The organism is Nocardia sp. NPDC088792 (genome assembly GCF_044750615.1).
In the GTDB taxonomy this organism is placed as follows: Bacteria; Actinomycetota; Actinomycetes; order Mycobacteriales; family Mycobacteriaceae; genus Nocardia.
Map to the genome: position 1 here is coordinate 1,321,011 of NZ_JBIVKC010000002.1, position 20,610 is coordinate 1,341,620.

Annotated in this window: 19 protein-coding genes; 11 read left to right on the forward strand and 8 right to left on the reverse strand. The window is 66.5% G+C overall.

Annotated features, from left to right (window positions below; genetic code table 11):
- Window positions 1-7 precede the first annotated feature (7 nt).
- On the reverse strand, window positions 8-760 hold the full coding sequence (locus tag ACIP5Y_RS15315; RefSeq protein ID WP_400350591.1) for an SDR family oxidoreductase: 753 nt from the start codon (window positions 758-760) through the stop codon (window positions 8-10).
- Between the two features lie 80 nt (window positions 761-840).
- Here ACIP5Y_RS15315 and ACIP5Y_RS15320 point away from each other — a divergent pair, with 80 nt between their 5' ends.
- From ACIP5Y_RS15320 to ACIP5Y_RS15340, 5 genes are all read left to right on the forward strand, one after another.
- Complete coding sequence (locus ACIP5Y_RS15320) at window positions 841-1,434, forward strand: TetR/AcrR family transcriptional regulator (protein ID WP_400350592.1); 594 nt, start codon at window positions 841-843, stop codon at window positions 1,432-1,434.
- A gap of 95 nt (window positions 1,435-1,529) precedes the next feature.
- Window positions 1,530-1,736: a heavy-metal-associated domain-containing protein gene (locus ACIP5Y_RS15325; protein ID WP_400350593.1), complete on the forward strand. Its 207-nt coding sequence runs from the start codon at window positions 1,530-1,532 to the stop codon at window positions 1,734-1,736.
- A complete protein-coding gene (locus ACIP5Y_RS15330) occupies window positions 1,737-2,612 on the forward strand; it encodes a hypothetical protein (RefSeq protein ID WP_400350594.1) in 876 nt (291 codons plus the stop codon). It abuts the gene before it with no gap.
- A 1-nt stretch (window position 2,613) separates the two neighbouring features.
- Window positions 2,614-4,854: a heavy metal translocating P-type ATPase gene (locus ACIP5Y_RS15335; RefSeq protein ID WP_400350596.1), complete on the forward strand. Its 2,241-nt coding sequence runs from the start codon at window positions 2,614-2,616 to the stop codon at window positions 4,852-4,854.
- 125 nt (window positions 4,855-4,979) lie between these two features.
- Entirely contained in the window at window positions 4,980-5,495 is a 516-nt protein-coding gene (locus ACIP5Y_RS15340) for an LpqN/LpqT family lipoprotein (protein WP_400350598.1), read from the forward strand.
- Window positions 5,496-5,554: 59 nt separating this feature from the next.
- Here ACIP5Y_RS15340 and rsmA read toward each other — a convergent pair whose 3' ends face one another.
- From rsmA to ACIP5Y_RS15355, 3 genes are read right to left on the reverse strand one after another with little or no spacing between them, the layout of a single operon-like run.
- On the reverse strand, window positions 5,555-6,436 hold the full coding sequence (gene rsmA / locus ACIP5Y_RS15345; RefSeq protein ID WP_400350599.1) for a 16S rRNA (adenine(1518)-N(6)/adenine(1519)-N(6))-dimethyltransferase RsmA: 882 nt from the start codon (window positions 6,434-6,436) through the stop codon (window positions 5,555-5,557).
- Between the two features lie 48 nt (window positions 6,437-6,484).
- Window positions 6,485-7,660, reverse strand: a complete 1,176-nt coding sequence (locus ACIP5Y_RS15350; protein WP_400350601.1) for a lipase family protein — start codon at window positions 7,658-7,660, stop codon at window positions 6,485-6,487.
- A 54-nt stretch (window positions 7,661-7,714) separates the two neighbouring features.
- On the reverse strand, window positions 7,715-8,875 hold the full coding sequence (locus tag ACIP5Y_RS15355) for an alpha/beta hydrolase family protein (protein ID WP_400350603.1): 1,161 nt from the start codon (window positions 8,873-8,875) through the stop codon (window positions 7,715-7,717).
- Between the two features lie 160 nt (window positions 8,876-9,035).
- Here ACIP5Y_RS15355 and ACIP5Y_RS15360 point away from each other — a divergent pair, with 160 nt between their 5' ends.
- Complete coding sequence (locus ACIP5Y_RS15360; RefSeq protein WP_400351290.1) at window positions 9,036-9,800, forward strand: SDR family NAD(P)-dependent oxidoreductase; 765 nt, start codon at window positions 9,036-9,038, stop codon at window positions 9,798-9,800.
- Window positions 9,801-9,847: 47 nt separating this feature from the next.
- Here the strand turns inward: ACIP5Y_RS15360 and ACIP5Y_RS15365 are convergent, their stop codons facing one another.
- The gene (locus ACIP5Y_RS15365) at window positions 9,848-10,975 is read right to left on the reverse strand and encodes a transglycosylase family protein (RefSeq protein ID WP_400350605.1); all 1,128 of its coding nucleotides are present in this window, start codon (window positions 10,973-10,975) and stop codon (window positions 9,848-9,850) included.
- Window positions 10,976-11,220: 245 nt separating this feature from the next.
- Entirely contained in the window at window positions 11,221-12,048 is an 828-nt protein-coding gene (locus ACIP5Y_RS15370) for a TatD family hydrolase (RefSeq protein ID WP_400350606.1), read from the reverse strand.
- Window positions 12,049-12,114: 66 nt separating this feature from the next.
- On the opposite strand from ACIP5Y_RS15370, the gene metG reads away from it, so the two are divergent.
- The 4 genes from metG (at window position 12,115) to ACIP5Y_RS15390 (ending at window position 17,372) form a co-directional block, all read left to right on the forward strand.
- Window positions 12,115-13,671 carry a methionine--tRNA ligase gene (gene metG, locus ACIP5Y_RS15375; RefSeq protein ID WP_400350607.1) on the forward strand — a complete coding sequence of 519 codons (1,557 nt, stop codon included), beginning with the start codon at window positions 12,115-12,117 and terminating at the stop codon, window positions 13,669-13,671.
- Between the two features lie 209 nt (window positions 13,672-13,880).
- Entirely contained in the window at window positions 13,881-14,516 is a 636-nt protein-coding gene (locus ACIP5Y_RS15380) for a TetR/AcrR family transcriptional regulator (protein WP_400350609.1), read from the forward strand.
- A gap of 133 nt (window positions 14,517-14,649) precedes the next feature.
- Complete coding sequence (locus ACIP5Y_RS15385; RefSeq protein ID WP_400350610.1) at window positions 14,650-16,446, forward strand: hypothetical protein; 1,797 nt, start codon at window positions 14,650-14,652, stop codon at window positions 16,444-16,446.
- A 263-nt stretch (window positions 16,447-16,709) separates the two neighbouring features.
- Window positions 16,710-17,372 (forward strand): TetR/AcrR family transcriptional regulator, encoded by a 663-nt coding sequence (locus ACIP5Y_RS15390; protein ID WP_400350611.1) that lies wholly within the window; start codon window positions 16,710-16,712, stop codon window positions 17,370-17,372.
- A gap of 264 nt (window positions 17,373-17,636) precedes the next feature.
- Here the strand turns inward: ACIP5Y_RS15390 and ACIP5Y_RS15395 are convergent, their stop codons facing one another.
- Together ACIP5Y_RS15395 and ACIP5Y_RS15400 are read right to left on the reverse strand one after the other, a co-directional pair.
- Entirely contained in the window at window positions 17,637-18,413 is a 777-nt protein-coding gene (locus tag ACIP5Y_RS15395) for a helix-turn-helix domain-containing protein (RefSeq protein ID WP_400350612.1), read from the reverse strand.
- A complete protein-coding gene (locus tag ACIP5Y_RS15400) occupies window positions 18,413-19,204 on the reverse strand; it encodes a helix-turn-helix domain-containing protein (RefSeq protein WP_400350614.1) in 792 nt (263 codons plus the stop codon). The genes ACIP5Y_RS15395 and ACIP5Y_RS15400 overlap by 1 nt, the downstream gene beginning before the upstream one ends.
- Window positions 19,205-19,552: 348 nt before the next feature.
- Here ACIP5Y_RS15400 and ACIP5Y_RS15405 point away from each other — a divergent pair, with 348 nt between their 5' ends.
- The gene (locus tag ACIP5Y_RS15405; RefSeq protein ID WP_400350616.1) at window positions 19,553-20,605 is read left to right on the forward strand and encodes a 3-oxoacyl-ACP synthase III family protein; all 1,053 of its coding nucleotides are present in this window, start codon (window positions 19,553-19,555) and stop codon (window positions 20,603-20,605) included.
- Window positions 20,606-20,610: the final 5 nt, after the last annotated feature.

Genomic DNA, 20,610 nt, shown 5'->3' on the forward strand with positions numbered 1-20,610 from the left:
ACGGGCGTCAGAGCAAGGCACCGCCTGTGGCGTCGATCCATTGGCCGGTGATCCAGCGGGCGTCGTCGGAGGCGAGGAAGGCGACGATGTCCGCGATGTCGGTGGGGTGGCCCACGCGATTCAGGGGGGAGAGGTTGCTTACCGCGGCCCGGGCTTCGTCGTTGCGGAGCCAGTCGGCGTTCATGTCGGTGTCGACCACGCCGGGGGCTACCGCGTTGACGGTGATGCCGCGGGAGCCGACACCCTTGGCGAGGACGCTGGTGAGGGAGTCGATCGCGCCCTTGGTCATGGTGTAGGCGATCAACTCCGGCATGTGGGCGCCGCGGGTGAGGCCGGTGGAGACGTTGATGATGCGGCCGCCGTCGCGGAGGCGGTCGAGGCCGAGTTTGGTGACGAAGAAGGGGGCCTTGGTGTTGACGGCGAAGACGCGGTCGAAGGCCTCCTCGTCGGTACCCCCGATGGGTTCCCGGATGCCGTCGGTGCCGGCGTTGTTGACGAGGATGTCGAGGCCGTCGGCGTGGGCGTCGAAGGCCGTCCAGAGGGCCTCGGCGTCACCGGGGACGCCGAGGGGTGCCTGGATGGCGAAGGCCGCGCCGCCCGCGGCCTCGATCGCTGCGACGGTTTCCTTTGCAGCCGTGGCATTTCCGTTGTAGTGCACCGCGACGCGTGCCCCGTCGCGTCCGAGTCGTTCCGCGATGGCGCGTCCGATGCCCCGTGCGCTGCCGGTGACCAGTGCCGTCTTGCCAGTGAGTGCGCCCACGACGCTCTCCCCTTTCTCTAACGATCGTTACAGAATGGGACCGTAGCACATTAAATAGTGATCGCTATAAAATGCCTGGCATGGCCACAGCAGCGCGGGGCCGCCCCCGCTCCTTCGATCGAGAATCCGCACTGGACAAGGCCTTACGCCTGTTCTGGGATCGCGGCTTCGAGGCCACCTCGATCAGCGACCTCACCAAGGAGCTCGGCATCGGCGCCCCGAGCCTGTACGCCGCCTTCGGCGACAAGGTGCAGCTCTTCAACGAGGCCGTCGAGACCTACGGCCTGCGCTACGGCGGTTTCGCCGCGACGGCCCTGGCCGAGGAACCGACCGCCCGCGAAGCCATCACGCGCACCCTGCACGAGGCCGCGCGCGAGTACACCCTGCCCGGCCGCCCGCCCGGCTGCATGGTGATCAGCGCCGCGGTGAACACCGGCAATTCCGCTGTCGTGCAATTACTGGCGACGCTGCGCAAGGCGAACGTCGAGGCCTTCGAGGCGGCCATCCGCGCGGATGTGACGGCGGGAATCCTGCCCGCGGAGACCGACGCGCCGGGCCTGGCCCGCTACTTCGGTGCCGTCCTGCAGGGCATGTCACAGTCTTCGCAGGACGGTGCGACCCGGGCTGAACTGGAGAAAGTCGCGGACTTGGCATTGCGCGCCTGGACGGCCTGATTCCGCGCTTGCGCCGGGTACCCATGGGGGGTATGTTCGAACACGTGCCGGGGATACCCCCTCACCGTATGAAGCGCAATCGAAGGAGTCGAACAATGGCCACCAGCACCTACACCGTCACCGGGATGACCTGCGGCCACTGCGTCGGATCGGTCCAGAAGGAGATCGGCAAGATCGACGGCGTCACCGATGTCGACGTGGATCTCGCCACCGGACTGGTCAAGGTCGAATCGGCCGCTCCGCTCGCGGAGTCCGATGTGGTGGCGGCCGTCGACGAGGCGGGCTACGAGGTGGCGGTCTAAGTGAACGATCGACGCAGGTTCGCCGCCTTCGGTGGCGGACTGGTCGTCTTGTTCGGAGCCGCGCTCGGCCTCGGCGCCCTACTGGGCACGCCGGCCGAGCCGGCCTCCGCGACGACCGCCCCGGACCGGCCCGCCGGCCTCCAGGACAGCCTCTCCGGCTACACCCTGACCGACCTCACCGCCCCCGCCGAACCGAATCGGCAAGGCGCACTGCGCTTCCGGATCACCGGACCGCAGGGCACCGTCAGCCGGTACAACAGCCTGCACGAAAAGGACCTGCACCTGATCGTGGTCCGCTCGGACACCACGAACTACCGCCACGTCCACCCGCAACTGAACGCCGACGGCACCTGGTCCATCGACTGGACGTGGGCCGAACCCGGCACCTATCGGATCTTCACCGACTTCTCCCCCGCCGGCGGCCCCGGCGAACTGGTCCTCAGCCGGACCGTGAATGTCGCGGGCAAGACCGCCGACACCCCGCTGCCGCCCGCCTCGAAGACCGCTCTGGTCGACGGCTACCAGGTAACTCTGACCGGCGACTTGTCCACCGCCGGTAGCGAATTGAAGTTCACCGTCACCCGAGACGGCCGATCGGTCAACGATCTGCAGCCCTACCTGGGCGCCTACGGCCACCTGGTCGCGTTGCGCGCGAACGATCTGGCCTATCTGCACGTACACCCGCAAGGCGAGGTCGGCTCGACGGTCCCAGGACCCGACATAGCCTTCCACGCAGAAGCCCCCAGCACCGGGGAATACCGCCTCTACCTGGACTTCCAGCACGACGGTACGGTGCACACCGCCGAGTTCACGAACGAAACATCAACCGCCGCATCCATGCCGGATGCGCCCGCGCGGCACGGAGGAGGTCACTGACATGAGCGCACCCGCACCGGAGCGTTCCATAGAGCTCGATATCGGTGGCATGACCTGCGCCTCCTGCGCCTCGCGGATCGAGAAGAAGCTCAACCGGATGGACGGCGTCACCGCCACCGTCAACTACGCCACCGAGAAGGCGAAGGTGCACTTCGCCGAGTCGGTGACGCCCGACGAGCTCATCGCCAAGGTGATCGACACCGGCTACACCGCCACCGTGCACGACCCGGAGCCGGTGAAAACCGCCGACTCCGGCGAGCATTCGGCGCCCTCGGCCGCGCAACAGCTGCGGCAACGGCTGCTGGTGACGCTGTCGCTGGCCGTGCCGGTGATCGCCATGGGCATGATTCCCGCGCTGCAGTTCACCAATTGGCAGTGGCTGTCGCTGACGCTGACCGCACCCATCGTGGTGTGGGGCGGCGCGCAGTTCCACCGGGCCGCGTGGATCAATGCCCGGCACGGCGCGGCGACCATGGACACCCTCATCTCACTGGGCTCCCTCGCCGCCTTCGCCTGGTCGGTGTACGCGCTGTTCTTCGGCGATGCCGGCATGCCGGGCATGAAGCATCCGTTCAGCTTCGCCATCGAACGCGGAAACTCCTCCTCGGCACTGTATTTCGAGGTGGCGGCCACACTGATCACGGCGATCCTGGCGGGCCGCTACTTCGAGACCCGTTCGAAGGAGAAGGCCGGTTCGGCCCTGCGCGCCCTGCTGGAACTGGGCGCCAAGGATGTCTCGGTGCTGCGTGACGGCGTCGAATCCCGCATCCCCGTGGGCGAGCTGCGGGTGGGTGACCGATTCCTGGTGCGGCCCGGCGAGAAGATCGCCACCGACGGTGTGGTGACGCACGGTAGTTCGGCGCTCGATATGAGCATGCTGACCGGTGAATCGGTGCCGGTCGAGGTGTCCCCCGGCGATCAGGTGGTGGGCGCGACCGTGAATGCGGGCGGCCTGCTGACCGTGCGCGCCACCCGGGTCGGCTCGGATACCCAGCTGGCGCAGATGGCGGCGCTGGTCGAGGAGGCACAGAACGGTAAGGCGCCGGTGCAACGGCTGGCGGATCGGGTCGCGGGCGTATTCGTGCCGATCGTGATCGCGATCTCGGTTGCGGCGCTGGGCTTCTGGCTCGGCACCGGGGCGGCGGCCTCGACCGCGTTCGGTGCGGCGGTGGCCGTGCTGATCATCGCCTGCCCGTGCGCGCTCGGCTTGGCCACGCCCACCGCGCTACTGGTCGGCACCGGCCGCGGGGCGCAGCTGGGCATCCTGATCAAGGGCCCGCAGGTACTGGAGTCGACCCGCCGGATCGACACCGTGGTGCTGGACAAGACCGGCACCGTCACCACCGGCCGCATGACCCTCGCGGAGACGATTCCGGCCGACGGCGTGGACGCCGACGAACTGCTCACGGTGGCGGCCGCGGTCGAGCACGGCTCCGAACATCCGGTCGCCAAGGCCGTGGTGGCGGTCGCGCACCAGCGCGAACTGCCCGTCGAGCGGGTCGAACAGTTCGTCAGCCACGGCGGTAAGGGCGTCCAGGGCCTGGTGGGTCAGCGGGCGGTCGTCATCGGGCGCACCGAGCTGCTGGAGGACTGGTCCATCACGCTGCCGGAGTCCTTGGCGGAGGCCAAGATCCGGGCGGAACGCGCCGGGCAGACGGCGATCGTGGTGGCCTGGGACGGGGTCGCGCGGGGCGTGCTGGTGATCGCCGACGCGGTCAAACCCACCAGCGCCCGGGCGATCTCAGAGATGCGGGCGCTCGGCCTCACCCCCGTGCTGCTCACCGGCGACAATGCCGCCACCGCCCGCACCGTCGCGGACGCGGTCGGCATCGACGAGGTGATCGCCGAGGTGCTGCCCAGCGACAAGCTGGATGTGGTGAAGCAGCTGCAGGATCGGGGCAAGGTGGTGGCCATGGTGGGCGATGGCGTCAATGACGCTGCCGCACTGGCCCAGGCGGATCTGGGGCTGGCCATGGGCGCCGGCACCGATGTGGCCATCCAGGCCGCGGACATCACGCTGGTGCGTGACGATCTGCGATCGGTGCCCACCTCGATCCGGTTGTCCCGCGCCACCCTGCGCACCATCAAGGGCAATCTGTTCTGGGCCTTCGGCTACAACGTGGCGGCCATTCCGCTGGCCGCGGCGGGCCTGCTGAACCCGATGCTCGCGGGGGCCGCCATGGCGCTGTCCAGCGTCTTCGTGGTCAGCAACAGCCTGCGGCTGCGCCGGTTCGAGGGTTGAGGACGCGCTGCGCGGCAGTCATAGGGCCGTCCGGATCGTGTGATCCGGGCGGCCCTTTCGCCATGCCGTTGCCCGGCCCGCGTAGGGTTCTCCCGGCTGTCACGAAACCTTGAGGAGGAGAGTTCATGACCAGCACTGATGGTGCGCCGAGCATTCCCGAGTACCTGATCGCGCAGGGCGTGCAGGTCGAGCCGGTGGAGCCGGGTTCGGCCGGGGCTCCGGAGGTTTCGATCGCCGTCCCCGCGGGCTGGCAGCAGGTGCCGCCCGGCATGTTCCCAGGCTCGTACGGCGTGTGGACGACCCCGCCCGCGGACGGGTGGGCCGACAATGCGGTACTGCTGGTGGCGAAGTTCTCGCAGACGGTGGACCCGCGCGGGCTGCTGACCTGCGCGTTCACCGATGCGCGGCGGCTGCCCGAGTGGACCGACCAGGGCACCGACGACGAGGACTTCCAGGGCTTCCCGTCGGCCGGCATCACCGGCACCTACGTGGTCGCGCCCCAGACCCTCTGGGCCTACAACCGCTACACCATCGTGACGCACGGCGCGGACCAGTTCCTGGTGCAGCTGACCGTCACCATCCGCGACGATCACGACGGCGCGGACGCCGCCACGATCATCCAGGGCCTGAAGGTCTCCTGACACGCGATTCATCCGAGTCGCCCTGTCCTACAGGGCGACTCGATCCCGTCGCGCCCCGCTCAATTCTGTTGGGCGAGGCGGACGAAGGCGGCGGTATCGAGGGTTTCACCGCGGGCGGTCGGCGCGATGCCCGCTGCCACCAGGCGGCGTTCGGCTTCGGCCGGTGACCCGGCCCAGCCGCTGAGGGCTGCCCGTAAGGTCTTGCGGCGCTGGGCGAATGCGGCGTCGACGACCGCCCAGACACGCTGCCGGAACTCGATGTCCTGCGGCCACGGGGATTCGGCGAAGCGATCGATGCGCACCAGGCCGGACTCGACCTGCGGTACGGGCCAGAAGATCTGGCGGCCGACGGTCCCCGCGCGGCGGACCGGGCCGAAGAAGCCGGCCTTCACGCTGGGGACGCCGTAGATGCGGCCGCCGGGTTCGGCGGCCAGGCGGTCGGCGACTTCCAGCTGCACCATCACCAGAGCGGTTCGGATGGTGGGCAATTCGGCCATGAGGCTCAGCAGGACCGGGACCGCCACGTTGTAGGGCAGGTTGGCGACCAGTGCGGTGGGCTGGGCGGGGAGGTCGGCGCGGGTGACCTTCATGGCGTCCATGCCGACCACGCTCAGCCGTCCGGCGAGTTCGGGGGCGCGGTCCGCGACGGTCTCCGGCAGATGCCCGGCCAGGCTCGGATCGATTTCGACGGCGACGACCTTGTCCACCACGTCCAGCAGCGCGAGGGTCAGCGAACCCAGCCCGGGCCCGACCTCGAGGACCACATCGTCTCGGCCCACGCCCGCGGTGGCGACGATCCGCCGCATGGTGTTGGCGTCGTGCACGAAGTTCTGTCCGAGCTGTTTGGTCGGGCGGATGCCGAATCGTTCGGCGAGCTCACGCACTTCGGCCGGGCCCAGCAGGGCGGCTTTCCCACGACCGGCGACATCGGTTTCGGACATTCTGCGAAACCTATCAACCTGCCCGCTGAGACCCGGCCGACACCCCGGTCACCGCACGGTCGGGGTGGCCAGGAACCGATCGGTGAACTGCGCGATGCCCGCCCACATCGCCTCGTTGAGCACGACGTGCTCGCCCAGGCCCGGGATGGCCCGGAAGTCGACGCCATTGGCGGCGAACTGCGCGACCAGGGCGGCGTGCAGCGGCGAGGGCACGGTGGTGTCGGTGGCATTGAGCAGCAACAGGATCGGTGCGTTGTAGCCGCTGGTGGGGACGGTCAGGTAGTCGCTCAGCACCCCGGGCAGCGGTCCCTCGGACAGCGGCCGGGCAAGCATATCGCCGAGGGCGACCTTGCTGACGATGTCCTTGATCTCCGGCAGGCACAGGGTGCCGATGCGGTCGAGGACCTGCCGTCCCTGGTCGGTGAGGTAGCTGTCGACCTGTGCGTCGGGCCGTGCGGCGCGCAGTCCGGCCAGGATGCTGGTGAAGAACCCGCCGACGTCGGCGCCCGCGCTGCCGGGCAGAGCCGGCAGCCAGGGACCGGCGACCGGGGGCAGCACCTTCTCGACATCGGATTCCGGGTCGACGGCGATGGTGCCGCGGAAGTCGAGCTCGGGTGCGGCGCCGACCTGCCAGTGCGCCGTGCCCAAGGCGGCCTGGCCGCCTTGGGATTCGCCGGTGACGGCCCAGGTGCGGGACAAGGCCGGTTCGGCTTCGCGGGCGGCGCGCACCATGTCGAGGGTGGATGTGGCTTCGGTGCGGAGTTCCAGGTACGGGTGCGGCCCGGTGTCGTCGAGGCCGAGGCCGAGGTAATCCGGTGCGGCGACGGCGATTCCGCGGCTCAGGAAGTACCGCATGACCTCGTTCTCCATGGCCCGGTATTCGGGCTGGGGGCCGATCTCCGGCTGGGATTGGCCGCCGCAGCCGGCGCCGAGTCCGGTGGTGCCGTGGTCCCAGGCCATGATCGGCCAGCCGCCGGGCGGGGGCGTGCCCTGCGGGACGAACAGCGCACCGCTCTCGCGCACGGGTTCCCCGTTGGAGCGGGTGGACCAGTACTCCACGAGCGACCCACCGGTCTGGTCGTGCCAGCCGTCGGGCTGTGCGGTGGCCGAGATCAGCACGCCGGTGGGTGCGGCGTGGACCGGGCTCTCGGGGAGGACGAACAGCGCGGCGGTGGCGCTGAGGGTGATCGCGAGCTGGGTAGCAAAGATGCCGTTCGGTCGCATTGACGGATTCTATCGACCGAACGGCATCTTTATTTGCCAGGGAATTGCGGTGAGCTACGACACGGTCGGCGTGGACAGGATCCGATCACTGAATTTGCCGATGGCATCCCACATCTGCGGATTCACCTGAGTATGCGTACCGGTACCCACCACGGTCTGGAAATCCTGACCATTGGCGGCCAGCTGCGCGGCCAGGGCGGCATGCAGCGGGGACGGGACCGTGGTGTCATTCGTATTGAGCAGCAACAGGATCGGCTCGTGGTAACCGCTGACCGGCACGGTCATGTACTGGTCGACCGCATTCCGGAAGGGCGCGTCGTTCAGCGGCTTCGACAGCATGTCGCCGATGGAGACACCGTCGACCTGCTTCATGATGTCGGGGAAGCAGAGGCTCTGGGTCTTGTCCAGCAGCTGCCGCCCGAGCGGGCTGAGGTGACCGTCGACATCGGCCTCCGGATGGGTGGCGCGCAGCCCGGCCAGCATGCTGACCACGAACCCGTTCATCCCGGCGCCCGCCTGCCCCGGCACCGCCGGCACATACGGACCGACGACCGGCGCGACCTTCTCGATATCGGAGGCGGGATCGACCGCGATCACACCCCGGAAGTCCAGATCAGGAGCCAGATCCTGCTGGAAGTTGGCCGTGCCCAAGGCCGCATGACCGCCCTGGGAGAAGCCGGTGACGGCCCAGGTGCGCGACAGGTCGGGCCGCGCCTGGCGGGCGGCCTTGACCAGGTCGATGGTGGCGGTCGCCTCGGTGCGGATCTCCAGGTAGGGGTGCGGCCCGGTGTCGAAGTGGCCGAGGCCCAGGTAGTCGGGGGCGACCACGGCGAAGCCCTTGTTCAGGAAGTACTGCAGCACATGGTCTTCGCCGGGGCGGCTGAAGACATCGGTCTCGGATTGGCCGCCGCAGCCGGGGCCCATACCGGAGGTGCCGTGGTCGTAGGCCATGATCGGCCAGCCGCCCGGCGGGGGCGTGCCCTGCGGAACGAACAGGGCGCCGCTGGCTTTCACCTGTTCACCGTTGGAGCGGGTGGTCCAGTAGTCGACGGCGAAACCGTTGTTCATGCCGCGGAAGCCGTCGGGTTTCGCGGTGGTGCCGATCAGGGTGCCCGCCGGGTCGGCTTGCGCTGGAGTTCCGGGAATGACGAGCAGTGCTCCCGCCGACGCTACGGCCGCGGTGAATATCCGCGTCCGCCAACCCAACAACCGCATTGATCCTCCATCAGGGTTCCCGACCGTTTTCGACTGTGCGGGGCCGAGCCTATCGACTCGAGCGGGCGACCAGTATGAGAAAGCTCTGGCAATTAGCTGACCGGATGCGGTGGGACTCCCCATTGACGCCTCTGATAACTTGTTCTAGTTTCGCGCCATGTTGCGCAGATACGACGGACGTCGAGTACTGGTCACCGGAGCAGGGTCGGGCATCGGGCAGGGCGTGGCCCTCCGCCTGCTCGAAGAGGGAGCCCGGCTGGTCGCCGCGGACATCAGCGAGAGCGGTCTGGCCGCCACGGTCGACGCCGTCCCCGCCGATCAGCGCGACCGGCTGCGCACCCTCACGGTCGACATCGCGAATCCGGAATCCGTGCGCGCCACCGTGTCCGACGCCATCGAATTCCTCGGCGGGCTGGACGTTCTCGTGAACGCCGCGGGCATCCTGCGCGCCGCCCACACCCACGAAATGCCGTTCGAGGACTGGAACAAGGTCATCGGCGTCAATCTCACCGGCACCTTCCTGATGATCCAGTCGGGCCTGCCGCACCTGATCGATTCCGGGCACGGCGTGATCGTGAACTTCTCCTCCACTTCGGCTTTCGGGTCCAACCCCTACATGGCCGCGTACTCCGCCTCCAAGGCCGGCGTGAACGCCCTCACCCACTCGATCGCCCTCGAATACGTGAAGAAGGGCCTGCGCGCGGTCAATATCGTGCCCGGCGGCATCAGCACCGGCATCACCTCCGGCCTGGAACTCCCCGCCGACGCCGACTGGACCCTGATGGCCCGCCTGCCCGGCTGGATCGAGGGCGGCGCACTCGGCAAGCCCGAGGACATCGCCGGCGTCGTCGCCATGGCCGCCTCCGACGACGGCCGCTACATGACCGGCACGGAACTCCGCGTCGACGGCGGCGCCCTGATGTGACCGGCTGTGCCTCCGGGCAATCGGGGGCACACCGCATTACCGAGGTTCTAACTGATCCCGAGCCGCGAGGTGCAGGCCGGCCAGGCGCCCCAGCCCTGGCGGGAGCGCGTCACCTCGGCGATGGCGATCTGCTCTTCGCGGGTCGCGAGATCCGCGCGCGGGGCGTAGCGCAGGCCGCCCTGGCGTTCCCAGGTGCCCTGGTCGAATTGGATGCCGCCGAAGTAGCCGTTGCCGGTATTGATGCCCCAGTTGCCACCGGACTCGCAACTGGCGAGGGCGTCCCAGGTGGTGCCGTCGCGCACGTCGGGCACTTCGGTGCCGGGCTTGGCGCCCTTGCGGATGGTCTTGGGGGTGGCGGGGACGATCACGGTGGAGTGGATCGGATCCTTGCCCGCCTCTTGACCGTTGATGAACGAGACCGCGAAGGTGACGTCCTGCACGCCGGCGGTGCCGGGGTCCTCGACGACGGTGCGGCTCATATTGAGCGTCACGTCCTGAATCACGTTCTCCGGCGGGTCGAGTGGCACGCGTTCGGTGCGGTTCTGGACCTTCTTGCGCGTGACGGTGATCTTCATCCCGTCCGTGAGCGGCGTGTTCGAGGGCGGGTCCACGAAGTCCTGATCCTTCAGCGGAACGCCCTGCACATCGAGCAACTCGCCGACGGTCGGCGCGGCCAGCCGCACCAGGGAGAGCGCTTCACCGTTGTCGGAGAACTGCACCGTGCGCGGGTTGGTGACCAGCAGCTGCGCGCCCTCGAGGGGTAGCGGGGTCGGGCGCGAGGGTGAAGTGAACACATCCCCGGGCAGTTTCAACTGCACGATGGCCTCGGCGACGGTGAGCGCGGTGGTCCAGGCCGTGGAGGGCCGGCCGTCCACGATGAGGTTGACCTGGCGGGCCCGGTTCAGCGTGATGGTGGCGCCGTCCGCGATATGCGAACCGGCCGAAGGGGATACGTCATCGCGCGAATCGACCTTGTAACCAGCGTCTTTCAGCGCTCCGCGGACATCCCCGCGCATGGTGCTCTCGGAGATCCTGGCGCCGTCGACCACCAGGACGACCTGTTTCTTGCTCATGATGGCCAGGCCGGCACCGGCGATGAGCGTGACGAGCATCGCCGCGATGGCGCCGTACAGGAGCGGCGATCGCGACGAGTTGATCTTCGCCAGAGCGTGCATCGGAAATCCCGGCATGGTCACAGTACGATAACGAGGGGGTCTGGAATTCACAACCGATCCACGCCGAACAGCAGATTCGAGAATTACGACCCGATATCGAACCGCAGGTGAATCACGATCGTCCGTGATGATAGTGACCGACGCCACAGGACGCCAACTCGGGCGGCCCGCACAAATTCTGCGAGAAACGTTCTGATTGTGGCGTTTTGGGTTTCAGGGCGAAGCCCTGAGAGCTACGAGAGTTGTCATATCCCGTAGACACGCCGGGCGTTCGCTGTAGTGATCTTGGCGAGTTGCACCGGATCCTGTTCTCGCAGTTCAGCGAGCGCGCGCAGGGTGTACGGCAACATGTACGACTCGTTGGGTGCGCCGCGGAACGGATGCGGTGTCAAGAAAGGCGCGTCCGTTTCGACCAGAATCAGCTCATCCGGAACGATTTTCGCCGCTTCGCGCAATTCATGCGCATTCTTGAAACTCACAGTTCCCGAAAAGCTCAGCACATAGCCCTCTTCCACACAAGCCTGCGCCATGTTCGCATCCGAGGAGAAGCAATGGAAGATCACGGTTTCCGGTGCGCCCTCGTCCAGCAGCACGGTGAGCAGGTCGTGATCGGCCTCGCGATTGTGGATCATGAGCGGCTTACCGAGGCGTTTCGCGAGTTCGATGTGCCAGCGGAAACCCTCCACCTGATCCTCGATCTCCGCGCACCCGTCGAGCTTGCCGGGCCAGTAGTAGTCGAGCCCGGTCTCGCCGACCGCCACCACGCGCGGATCGGCGGCCAGTTGCTCGAGCTCTGCCTTGGTGGCGTCGTCGAGGTGGTTGGCGCGCGTCGGATGCAGTGCGACCGCGGCGTACACCCGGTCGTCCCAGTTCGCGGCCCGCACCGCGAAACGCGCGGCCTCCAGGTCGTCGGCCACGGTCACGATCTCCCGGACCCCCACCGCGCGGGCCCGGTCGACCAGGGCCGCAACCGATTCCGGGTCGGTGGCGCCGCACGCGTCGATATGCGTGTGGGCGTCGATCAGCGGCGACAAGGGCTCCGGCGGTTCCGGTGCAGGTCGGCGGCTACTCATGGCCGACACCTGCCAGGGGGATATTCACGCGAGCGTCTGCGGGCACGCAGATAGAGTAGACACACCATGAGCGCATCCGAACGCCCCGCCTTTTACCTCACCACGGCCATCGCGTACCCGAACGGTGCGCCGCATATCGGGCACGCCTACGAGTACATCTCGTCCGATGCCCTGGCCCGGTTCAAACGGCTGGACGGGTTCGACGTGTTCTATATGACGGGCACCGACGAGCACGGTCAGAAGGTGCAGCAGGCGGCCAAGGCCGCGGGCCTGCCGGAGCTGGAGTACGCCTCCCGCAACTCGGACGTGTTCGAGCGCATGGACAAGGCCCTCGACATCTCCTACGACCGGTTCATCCGCACCACCGACGAGGATCACCAGGCGGCGTCCATCGCCATCTGGGAGAAGATGGCCGCCAACGGCGATATCTACCTGGACACCTACTCGGGCTGGTACTCGGTGCGCGACGAGGCCTTCTACACCGAGGAGGAGACCACCGTCCTCGAGGACGGCACTCGCATCTCCACCGATACCAAGACACCGGTCGAGTGGACCGAGGAGTCCAACTACTTCTTCCGCCTGTCCAACTACCAGGACAAACTGCTCGAACTGTACGAGACCAAGCCGGAATTCATCGCGCCCGCGACGCGGCGCAACGAGATCGTCTCGTATGTGAAGGCGGGCCTGAAGGATCTGTCCATCTCCCGCACCACCTTCGACTGGGGTGTGCCGGTGCCGGGCGATCCGGCGCACGTCATGTACGTGTGGGTGGACGCGCTCACCAACTATCTGACCGGTGCGGGCTTCCCGGACACGAATTCGGCTGCGTTCCAGCAGTTCTGGCCGGCGGATCTGCACATCATCGGCAAGGACATCACCCGCTTCCACACCGTGTACTGGCCGGCGTTCCTGATGTCGGCCGGAATCGAGCTGCCCAAGCGCGTTTTCGTGCACGGGTTCCTCTACAACAAGGGCGAGAAGATGTCGAAGTCGGTCGGCAATGTCGTCGACCCGATGGAGCTGGTGGAGACCTACGGCCTCGACGCCGTGCGGTTCTTCCTGCTGCGCGAGATCTCCTACGGCCAGGACGGTTCCTATTCGCACGAGGCGATCGTCGGCCGCATCAACTCGGATCTGGCCAACGAGTACGGCAATCTGGCGCAGCGCACCCTGAAGATGGTCGCCCGCGACTTCGGCAGCGTCGTCCCGGTGCCCGGCGACTTCACCGACGAGGACAAGGCCCTGCTCGACCGGGCCAACGGCCTCATGGAGAAGGTCCGGGCCGAATTCGACCAGCAGCAGATCCATCTGGCCCTGGAGCACCTGTGGCTCACCCTCGGTGAGACCAACCGCTACTTCTCCGCCCAGGCCCCCTGGACGCTCGCCAAGGCCGGCACTCCCGAGGACATCACCCGTGAAGGCACCATCCTCTACGTGACGATGGAAGTCCTCCGCATCGTCACGTTGCTGGTCCAGCCGATCATCCCCGGCTCGTCGGGCAAGATCCTGGACCTGCTCGCCCAGACGGGCCGCACCTACGCGGATATCGCCATCCCGCTCGCCCCCGGCACCGCGCTGCCGGAGCCGCAGGTGGTATTCCCGAAGTTCGTCGAGCCCAAGTAGCACCGGATATCGAAGTGGCGGCGCCGGGACCTCGGGTGAGGTCCCGGCGCCGCCATTCGGTTGGGTGCGGGTTTCCGTGCGGGGCATTGCCCGGAAACCCGCTCGGCGACCGCGTTTCGGTCGCCGAACTCTTGGACATGTACTGCTCAGTACTTGAGACATACAGGAAGGTACCCGACTCGGACGGAAAGTGATAGAGAATCGATGACATGATTCGCACCGACTTCTCCGAGCGGCAGCACGCCGCCCGCGACGCGGTTTTCGCCTCCCAGCGCGGCCGCCTGCTCGAGGGCATCAGCGAATGCGTGGAGCTGAAGGGCTATGCCGCAACCACACTCACCGATATCGTCGGCCGGGCGCGCGTCTCCCGCAGCACCTTCTACGAGCATTTCGCCAACAAGGAGGAGTGCTTCGTCGCCGCGGTGGAGGCGGGCGCGGGCTACGTGTTCACCCGCATCTCCGAGGAGATGGCCCGGCTCGATCACACGGATGTGCGCACGCTGGTGGAGAATTCGCTGAGCACCTACTGCACGACCATCGTGTCCGAACCGCAGCTGTCGCGTCTGGTGCTGGCCGAAACCATCAAGGCGGGTGGCGCGGCCGCGGCCCGGCACGACGCCGCGCTGGACATGTTCACCGAGCTCTACCGCGAGTTCCATCTGCGAGCGCGCGAGGAATTCCCCGACGTGCCCGCGGTCGGGGACGGGCAGCTGGCACTGATCATCGATGCCATCGCCGAACGCACGCGCCGGCTGATCGAGCGCGGCGAACTGGAACAACTGCTCGACTTCATACCGGAGCTGCGCTCCTTCGCCTTCGGTGTGCTGCGGCTGCCACCGTTCTGACATCTGCCGCCAAATCCGCGGCGCACCGGCACCTTCGGCGATGGAGCCATTGCCGCCCAAGTGTGACGCCTGCTACATTCGTCGCTCGTACTCATCAGTACATCTCGTGTACGTCCGAGTTCTTGGGGGACCCGTGCGACGACTTCCCTTCCTGCTACCGCTCCTCGCGACCACCGCCGTACTGGCCCCCACCTGCTTCCAGGTGCTCGCCCATGCGGACGACGACACCGGCATCCGGCACGAGATCGTGCTCGACACCCGCGACGGCATCACCAGGAGTGTCGTCCTCTACGACGACCCCCTGAGCCCGAACGCGCTGCCGCACAGCCCGAAATGCGATCAGGTGCGGTACATGCGCTGGCGGCTCAGCAATGGTCCGGCGGACGCTCAGGACGCGGACGCGGTACTGGCCGCGCATCCCGGCACGGTCGAGGACGGGGCCGCGTTCGACTCCGTGGCCCGGAACACGCTGCACCAGTTGGCAGCTCGCGGCAAGAAGGCCGAATTCTGGGGGCTGGACCGGCGCGAGGTCTGCGCCACAGATACGGTCGGCATGGAAGCCGCTGTGGCACAACGTGATTACCGCGTCGCCATCGATTACTACTACAACGGCAAAGAGATCGACGGGCACCGGTTCCGCGGTTACTCCGACTCGAACGAGCCCGCGCTGGCGGATATGGGCTTGGCGCAGATCGCCGAGGACTACCAGTTCGTGGCGAGTCACGAGATTCCACTGGCGGCCGACCGCAAGCGGAAGATATTCCTGGGCGGGCATTCCCAGGGCGGCATCCTCGCCGGGCACAATGCCGCGTGGGACTTCGGCGGGGATCCCACGACCGACGGCGGCGCCGTCGAGGATCAGTTGGCCGGGGTGTTCACCTTCGACGGGCCCGCCCCGGCCGACTACCAGGTCGCAGGGCAGATTCCGATCGTCGAGGAGGCCATGAACATTGTGGCCGGAATGCCCTACGACCTGGTGGTGGCCGGCTTGCGCAGCGGCATCCTCCCGCGCGCCATCGGGCTCGGGGAGCTCGGCTTCCCGGCCGTCGCGCAGCTCGCCAAGATCATCGGCCTGGCGGCGCGATTCGAGCCGGACGCGAATTCCGAAGTACTGCAGCGGATTCCCATGGGCCTGCTGCAAAATCTGCCCAGCGGACTCCTCGACAATGTGGCCGCCCGGTTCTTCACCACACCCGACTATCTCGGTTATCTCACCGGATTGTTCGGCGGGAATCCGGATCCACAGCAGCTGTGCGCCACCAATATGGCGCTGCTCGGGCTGATCCTGGATGACAATTCCTCACCGATCGTGGCCATTCAGTCCAGCTTCGGCGGCTTCACCGGCGGGCCCGTCGTGATCAAGAACCAGCCGTTTCCCGATGTGCTGCGGCAGATTCCGCTGCTCGGCACGCTCGTGGACTTCGGCGGCGGCGGATCCACCAAGGTGGCGCCCGGCGACTTCAGCGGGAAGAGCTGCTACGACTGGGTCGACTACGACAAGCTGCCGGCGCAGGGGCTGTACACGGTGGACGGGCGCCGCTACACCGGACCCGAATCCGAGATCACCTCGGCCACCGAATTCGCCGACAGTGTCGGAACCGAGGCCGGCGGAATGAGTTTCATCGACTCCTACGAGAATCTGCGGCATCTGCTGGACATCGGCTTCCTGGCCACCGGTTACCGCGGCGGCGAACTGGCCGGATTCCAGCATCCACACTGGCACGATCAGCTACCGCTGATCAACTTTCTCGGCGAGAAGTCGTTCGGCCTGTTCCGCGGAATTCCGAACTGGCTCAGCGCCGATGAGACCTACATCGTGCCGGCCGCCAGCCATCTCGACGGGCTCACCGCCGCCGCGCAACAGAACGATGGCCGGCCGAGCGTGCCCGCCACGAAGCTCGCCGATTTCGTCGTTCAGCACCTCGGCTGAACCGCCCGGAAGGACACCGCCGTGGATCCGTTCATACAACATCTGATGCCGCCGACGGACAGCCCCGATTACGGGATTCCGCCCATGATCCGCAGCCTGCTGGAGGCCGGGTGGCGGTGGCTCCGGAGTGTGCTGCCGTGAATCTCCGGAGCCCGCTCGGGTGAACTGAGGTCGGCTGCCCGCAACTCCGCTCGGCGACAATGCTCGATGTCCTCGGATAATGGACATCTGAAGCAAGCGTGGTTCAGCGACGGAGGATACGGATGCGCGACAAGCGGGCAGCGGCGGCGATCTTGCAGCGCACCAGTTTCGACGAGCGGCATCTGGCCGCGCGCGAGGCCGTGCTCTCCTCGCAGCGTGGGCGGCTCATCGAAGCCATGGCGGAGTGCGTCGAGGCCAAGGGCTACACCTCGACCACCCTCACCGACATCGTCGCCCGCGCCCGCGTCTCGCGCAGCACCTTCTACGAGCACTTCGCCAACAAAGAGGAATGCTTCGTGGAGACGGTACGCACCGGCACCGACATAATCGCCGACCTGATCACCCAGGAATTGACCCAACTGCCGGCCGAGGCCGGGTTCCACACGCGCGTCGAATGCGTCGTCACCACCTTCTGCCAGGCGATCGCCGCCGAACCGGATCTGGCCCGGCTCATCCTGTCCGAATCGTTCAAGGTGGATCAGGAATCCGTGGACCTGCGCAATCAAGCGGTGGACCGGTTCGCGGATCTCTACCGACACTTCTATGCCGAAGCCCGCACGGCGGATCCAGCGCTCCCCGCACTTTCGGATGACCTCTTCATGCTCATCCCCGACGCCATCGGCGAACGCACCCGCCGAATCATCGTCGCCGAAGGCGCCGATCGTGTCCCGGCCGCGGCGCCACTCTTCATCGAATTCGTCTGCGCGGTCCTCGGAATGGCGTAGTCGACGGAGTCCCGCCCCGGCAGGGAGGGCCCACCCCGAAGGGTTAGCCCTCCCGCACCGCGGTGGCGATTCCCCTCCGAACTCCACCTTCCCCAGCACGAGCCCAGCCCTCACACCCAGCCGAAAAAACGCAACCGCCCGATCCGATTCGACACTGAACCGGGCTCGGGCGGCGGCGAAACTCGCCGAACCAGCATCCGGCCGGAACACCATCAAGGTCAATCCGGTGAAGTGGCACAGATTGGGGCGCATATCCCTCGGGACTCAGTCCGGACGCGGCGTGAGAATGAACAACTGGTAGTCACAGTCATCGGGGTGGGAGGCGTTGTAAGAGCGCATGGTGAGCCGGATCTGCCCGCCCGTCTCCGGGTTCCGGACCAGCACGAGCGAGTTGTTGTACTGCTGCTCGGTCATATCGGTTGCCCACATCCACTCGAAGTCCGGATTCACCCGGCAGGTTTCGATGATCTGGGCCAGCCGTTCAGGCTCGACCGTGCCGGGCGAGGTCACGCGCAGGATGAACAGCAGCCGGTGGACGATCTCCTCCCAATTGATGAGCACCTCGCGCGCGATGGGGACGGTCATCATCCGCTCGATGACATTCGCCGGGCGCTCCGCGTCGGCATCCGCGGGCAGCAACCACGGAAACGCCTCCCGCGCCGCCTGATTCGCGGCGAGAATCTCGTATTCGGGGAAGCGGTGATAGAACGCCGGAAACGGCAGGGCCTCCAGGTGATCGCGATCTTCCTGGCGCAATGTATGCGGCCACGTGCCGATCGCGAGCGAGGACAGGCCGGGCAGGGCCAGCGACACCATCTTCCGGAGCAACCAGACGGGAGCATCCACGGCAGCACACCAGTCCGCGAGCCGGTTCGCCGAGAGCGGCCGTTCCCCCTTCTCCAGTTTGCGATACAGCGAGACGCTGACGAACATCCGCCGCGCCACGTCTTCCTGTGTCAGACCCAGGTTCTCACGCCGATGGCGCATGTACATGCCGAGCAGCGGTTGTTCGGGCACCTGGTCGATCGAAACGATCGCCATTACGCCACGCCGGGGTCGCGGCGAGGGGTGAGCATGAAGAGTTGGTAGGGGCAGTTGTAGGGGTGCATGGCATTGTAGGAGCGCATGGTGAAGGCCATGCGGCCGCCGGTTTCCGGGTTCTTGGCCAGTACGAGGGAGTCGTTGAATTCATCCTCACTGAGGTCGGTGTTCCACATCCACTCGAACTCCGGGTTGGTGCTGCAGGTTTCGATGATCTGGGCCAGGCGCTCCGGCTTCACCACACCGGGACCCATGGTGCGCAGGCTGAAAACCATCCGGTGGACAATTGCCTCCCAGTTGATGAGGACCTCGCGCGCGATGGGGACGGTCATCATCTGTTCGATGACATTGGTGGGGCGGTCGGCATCGGGGGCGGCGGGGGCCAGCCACGGAAACGCCATACCGGCAATGCTGTTGGCGGCGAGGACTTCCATTTCGGGAAAGCGGTGGAAATAGGCGGGGAGAGGGATGGCTTCGAGGTGCTCCAGATCCTCTTCGCGGAGATTCGGTGGCCATTCGCCGACCACGATCGTCGAGTGGCCGATGTCCGGAAGGGCAAGTGAGACCAGCTTCTTCAGCAGCCACCGCGGCGCTTCCACTGCCCGGCACCAGTCTTCGAGGCGGCTGCCCGAGGGCGGACGGTCGCCGCTCTCCAGCTTCCGATACAGGGACAGGCTGATGAACATCCGGGCGGCGACCTCCTCCTGGGTGAGGCCGAGCCCTTCCCGGCGGAGTCGCATGTACTTGCCGAGCAGGGGTTGCTCTGGGACGGGATCGATCGAGCCGATCACTTTCCGACTACCTCCACAGGTTGTTCGTCGCGCATGCCAGATGGTAGCTGTGGCATATTGCCGTGCCCTCAGCCAACCTCAGTCGGGGCGCGAAATCCACTGACGCTCAGACAGTTTCGAAGGGGAGTGTGTGTTACTCACTGTTACACTTCATGGCCCCAGCGGGCCGGGTGAGGTCCCTCACAGAGGTTGGGAACACACCAGTGCCTTAACCGGCGGAAACCGTTGCGGGCGGGGATGTCTCAGACAATTTGGGCGGACTTTCGAGTCGCACTGATTGTTACTGTCCGGTAGCCTCGGATCGGTCACTGCTTCGGATGCAAATTCTTCGCACTTTCAGGAGTCCCTGTGCCGCATTCTCGATTCGAGTCGATCGGCGCGTACCTGCCGGCGAAACGCGTCACCACCGCCGAGCTCGTCGCGCAATTGAAAGAAGTTCCCGAGTTCGATCTCGAACGGATCACGGGCGTCAAAGAACGCCGCTTCCGTGACACTACCCCCGAAAACCACGAAGACTCCTTCACCCTCGCGATGAACGCGGTGCAGGATTGTTTGTCCAGGTCATCGTATGCTGCGGAAGACCTCGACATCATCATCTCGACGTCCATCACGCGGAGCAAGAATGGCACGCGGATGTACATGGAACCGTCATTCGCCGGCACCATCGCCCGCGAAATCGGCGCCCGCGAGGACACTATTCATTTCGATCTGTCGAATGCCTGCGCCGGCATGATGAGCGGCGTCTACATTCTCGACAGAATGATTCGCTCCGGTGCGGTACGCCGTGGAATCGTGGTGAGCGGCGAAGCCATCACCCCCATTGCGGAAACCGCAGTAAATGAAATTTCGAGCAAATACGATCTGCAATTCGCGTCCCTGACAGTCGGTGACTCGGGCGCCGCGGTGATCCTCGACGAAGCCGTCGACGACAACGACAAGATCCACTACATCGAACTGACCACCGCGTCGGAGTTCTCACACCTGTGCCTGGGCATGCCCAGCGACAAGACGCCGGGTGTGGCGCTGTACACCGACAACCGGAAGATGCACAACGAGGCGCGGTTCCTGCTCTGGACCGACACCCAGCGCAACTTCATGGAGGAGCAGGGCGTCACCTTCGCCGAAGAAGGCTTCGACTACATCATTCACCACCAGTTCGGCGCCGCCGCGATCCCGTTCATGAACGCCATTGCCGAGCGCGAGTTCGGGCACCCCATGCCGCCGGACCTGAACGTCATCGAGAAGTACGGAAATACCTCCAGCACTTCGCATTTCATCGTTCTGCACGATCAGCTGAGTCAGCAGAACCTGCCGACCGGGTCCAAGATCCTGATGATCCCGGCCGCCTCCGGCGTCGTCGGCGGCTTCCTGTCCACCACCATCTCTTCGCTGAAGGTCTGAGGTCC

Excerpts from the sequence above, each read along its gene's own strand:
- ACIP5Y_RS15335 (WP_400350596.1), top strand. The coding sequence starts at position 2,614 with ATGAGCGCACCCGCACCGGAGCGTTCCATAGAGCTCGATATCGGTGGC.
- ACIP5Y_RS15395 (WP_400350612.1), bottom strand. The coding sequence starts at position 18,413 with ATGGCGATCGTTTCGATCGACCAGGTGCCCGAACAACCGCTGCTCGGC.
- rsmA (WP_400350599.1), bottom strand. The coding sequence starts at position 6,436 with ATGTCCGAAACCGATGTCGCCGGTCGTGGGAAAGCCGCCCTGCTGGGC.
- ACIP5Y_RS15355 (WP_400350603.1), bottom strand. The coding sequence starts at position 8,875 with ATGCGGTTGTTGGGTTGGCGGACGCGGATATTCACCGCGGCCGTAGCG.
- ACIP5Y_RS15370 (WP_400350606.1), bottom strand. The coding sequence starts at position 12,048 with ATGAGTAGCCGCCGACCTGCACCGGAACCGCCGGAGCCCTTGTCGCCG.
- ACIP5Y_RS15390 (WP_400350611.1), top strand. The coding sequence starts at position 16,710 with ATGCGCGACAAGCGGGCAGCGGCGGCGATCTTGCAGCGCACCAGTTTC.
- ACIP5Y_RS15340 (WP_400350598.1), top strand. The coding sequence starts at position 4,980 with ATGACCAGCACTGATGGTGCGCCGAGCATTCCCGAGTACCTGATCGCG.
- ACIP5Y_RS15350 (WP_400350601.1), bottom strand. The coding sequence starts at position 7,660 with ATGCGACCGAACGGCATCTTTGCTACCCAGCTCGCGATCACCCTCAGC.
- ACIP5Y_RS15325 (WP_400350593.1), top strand. The coding sequence starts at position 1,530 with ATGGCCACCAGCACCTACACCGTCACCGGGATGACCTGCGGCCACTGC.
- ACIP5Y_RS15320 (WP_400350592.1), top strand. The coding sequence starts at position 841 with ATGGCCACAGCAGCGCGGGGCCGCCCCCGCTCCTTCGATCGAGAATCC.
- ACIP5Y_RS15365 (WP_400350605.1), bottom strand. The coding sequence starts at position 10,975 with ATGCACGCTCTGGCGAAGATCAACTCGTCGCGATCGCCGCTCCTGTAC.
- ACIP5Y_RS15380 (WP_400350609.1), top strand. The coding sequence starts at position 13,881 with ATGATTCGCACCGACTTCTCCGAGCGGCAGCACGCCGCCCGCGACGCG.
- metG (WP_400350607.1), top strand. The coding sequence starts at position 12,115 with ATGAGCGCATCCGAACGCCCCGCCTTTTACCTCACCACGGCCATCGCG.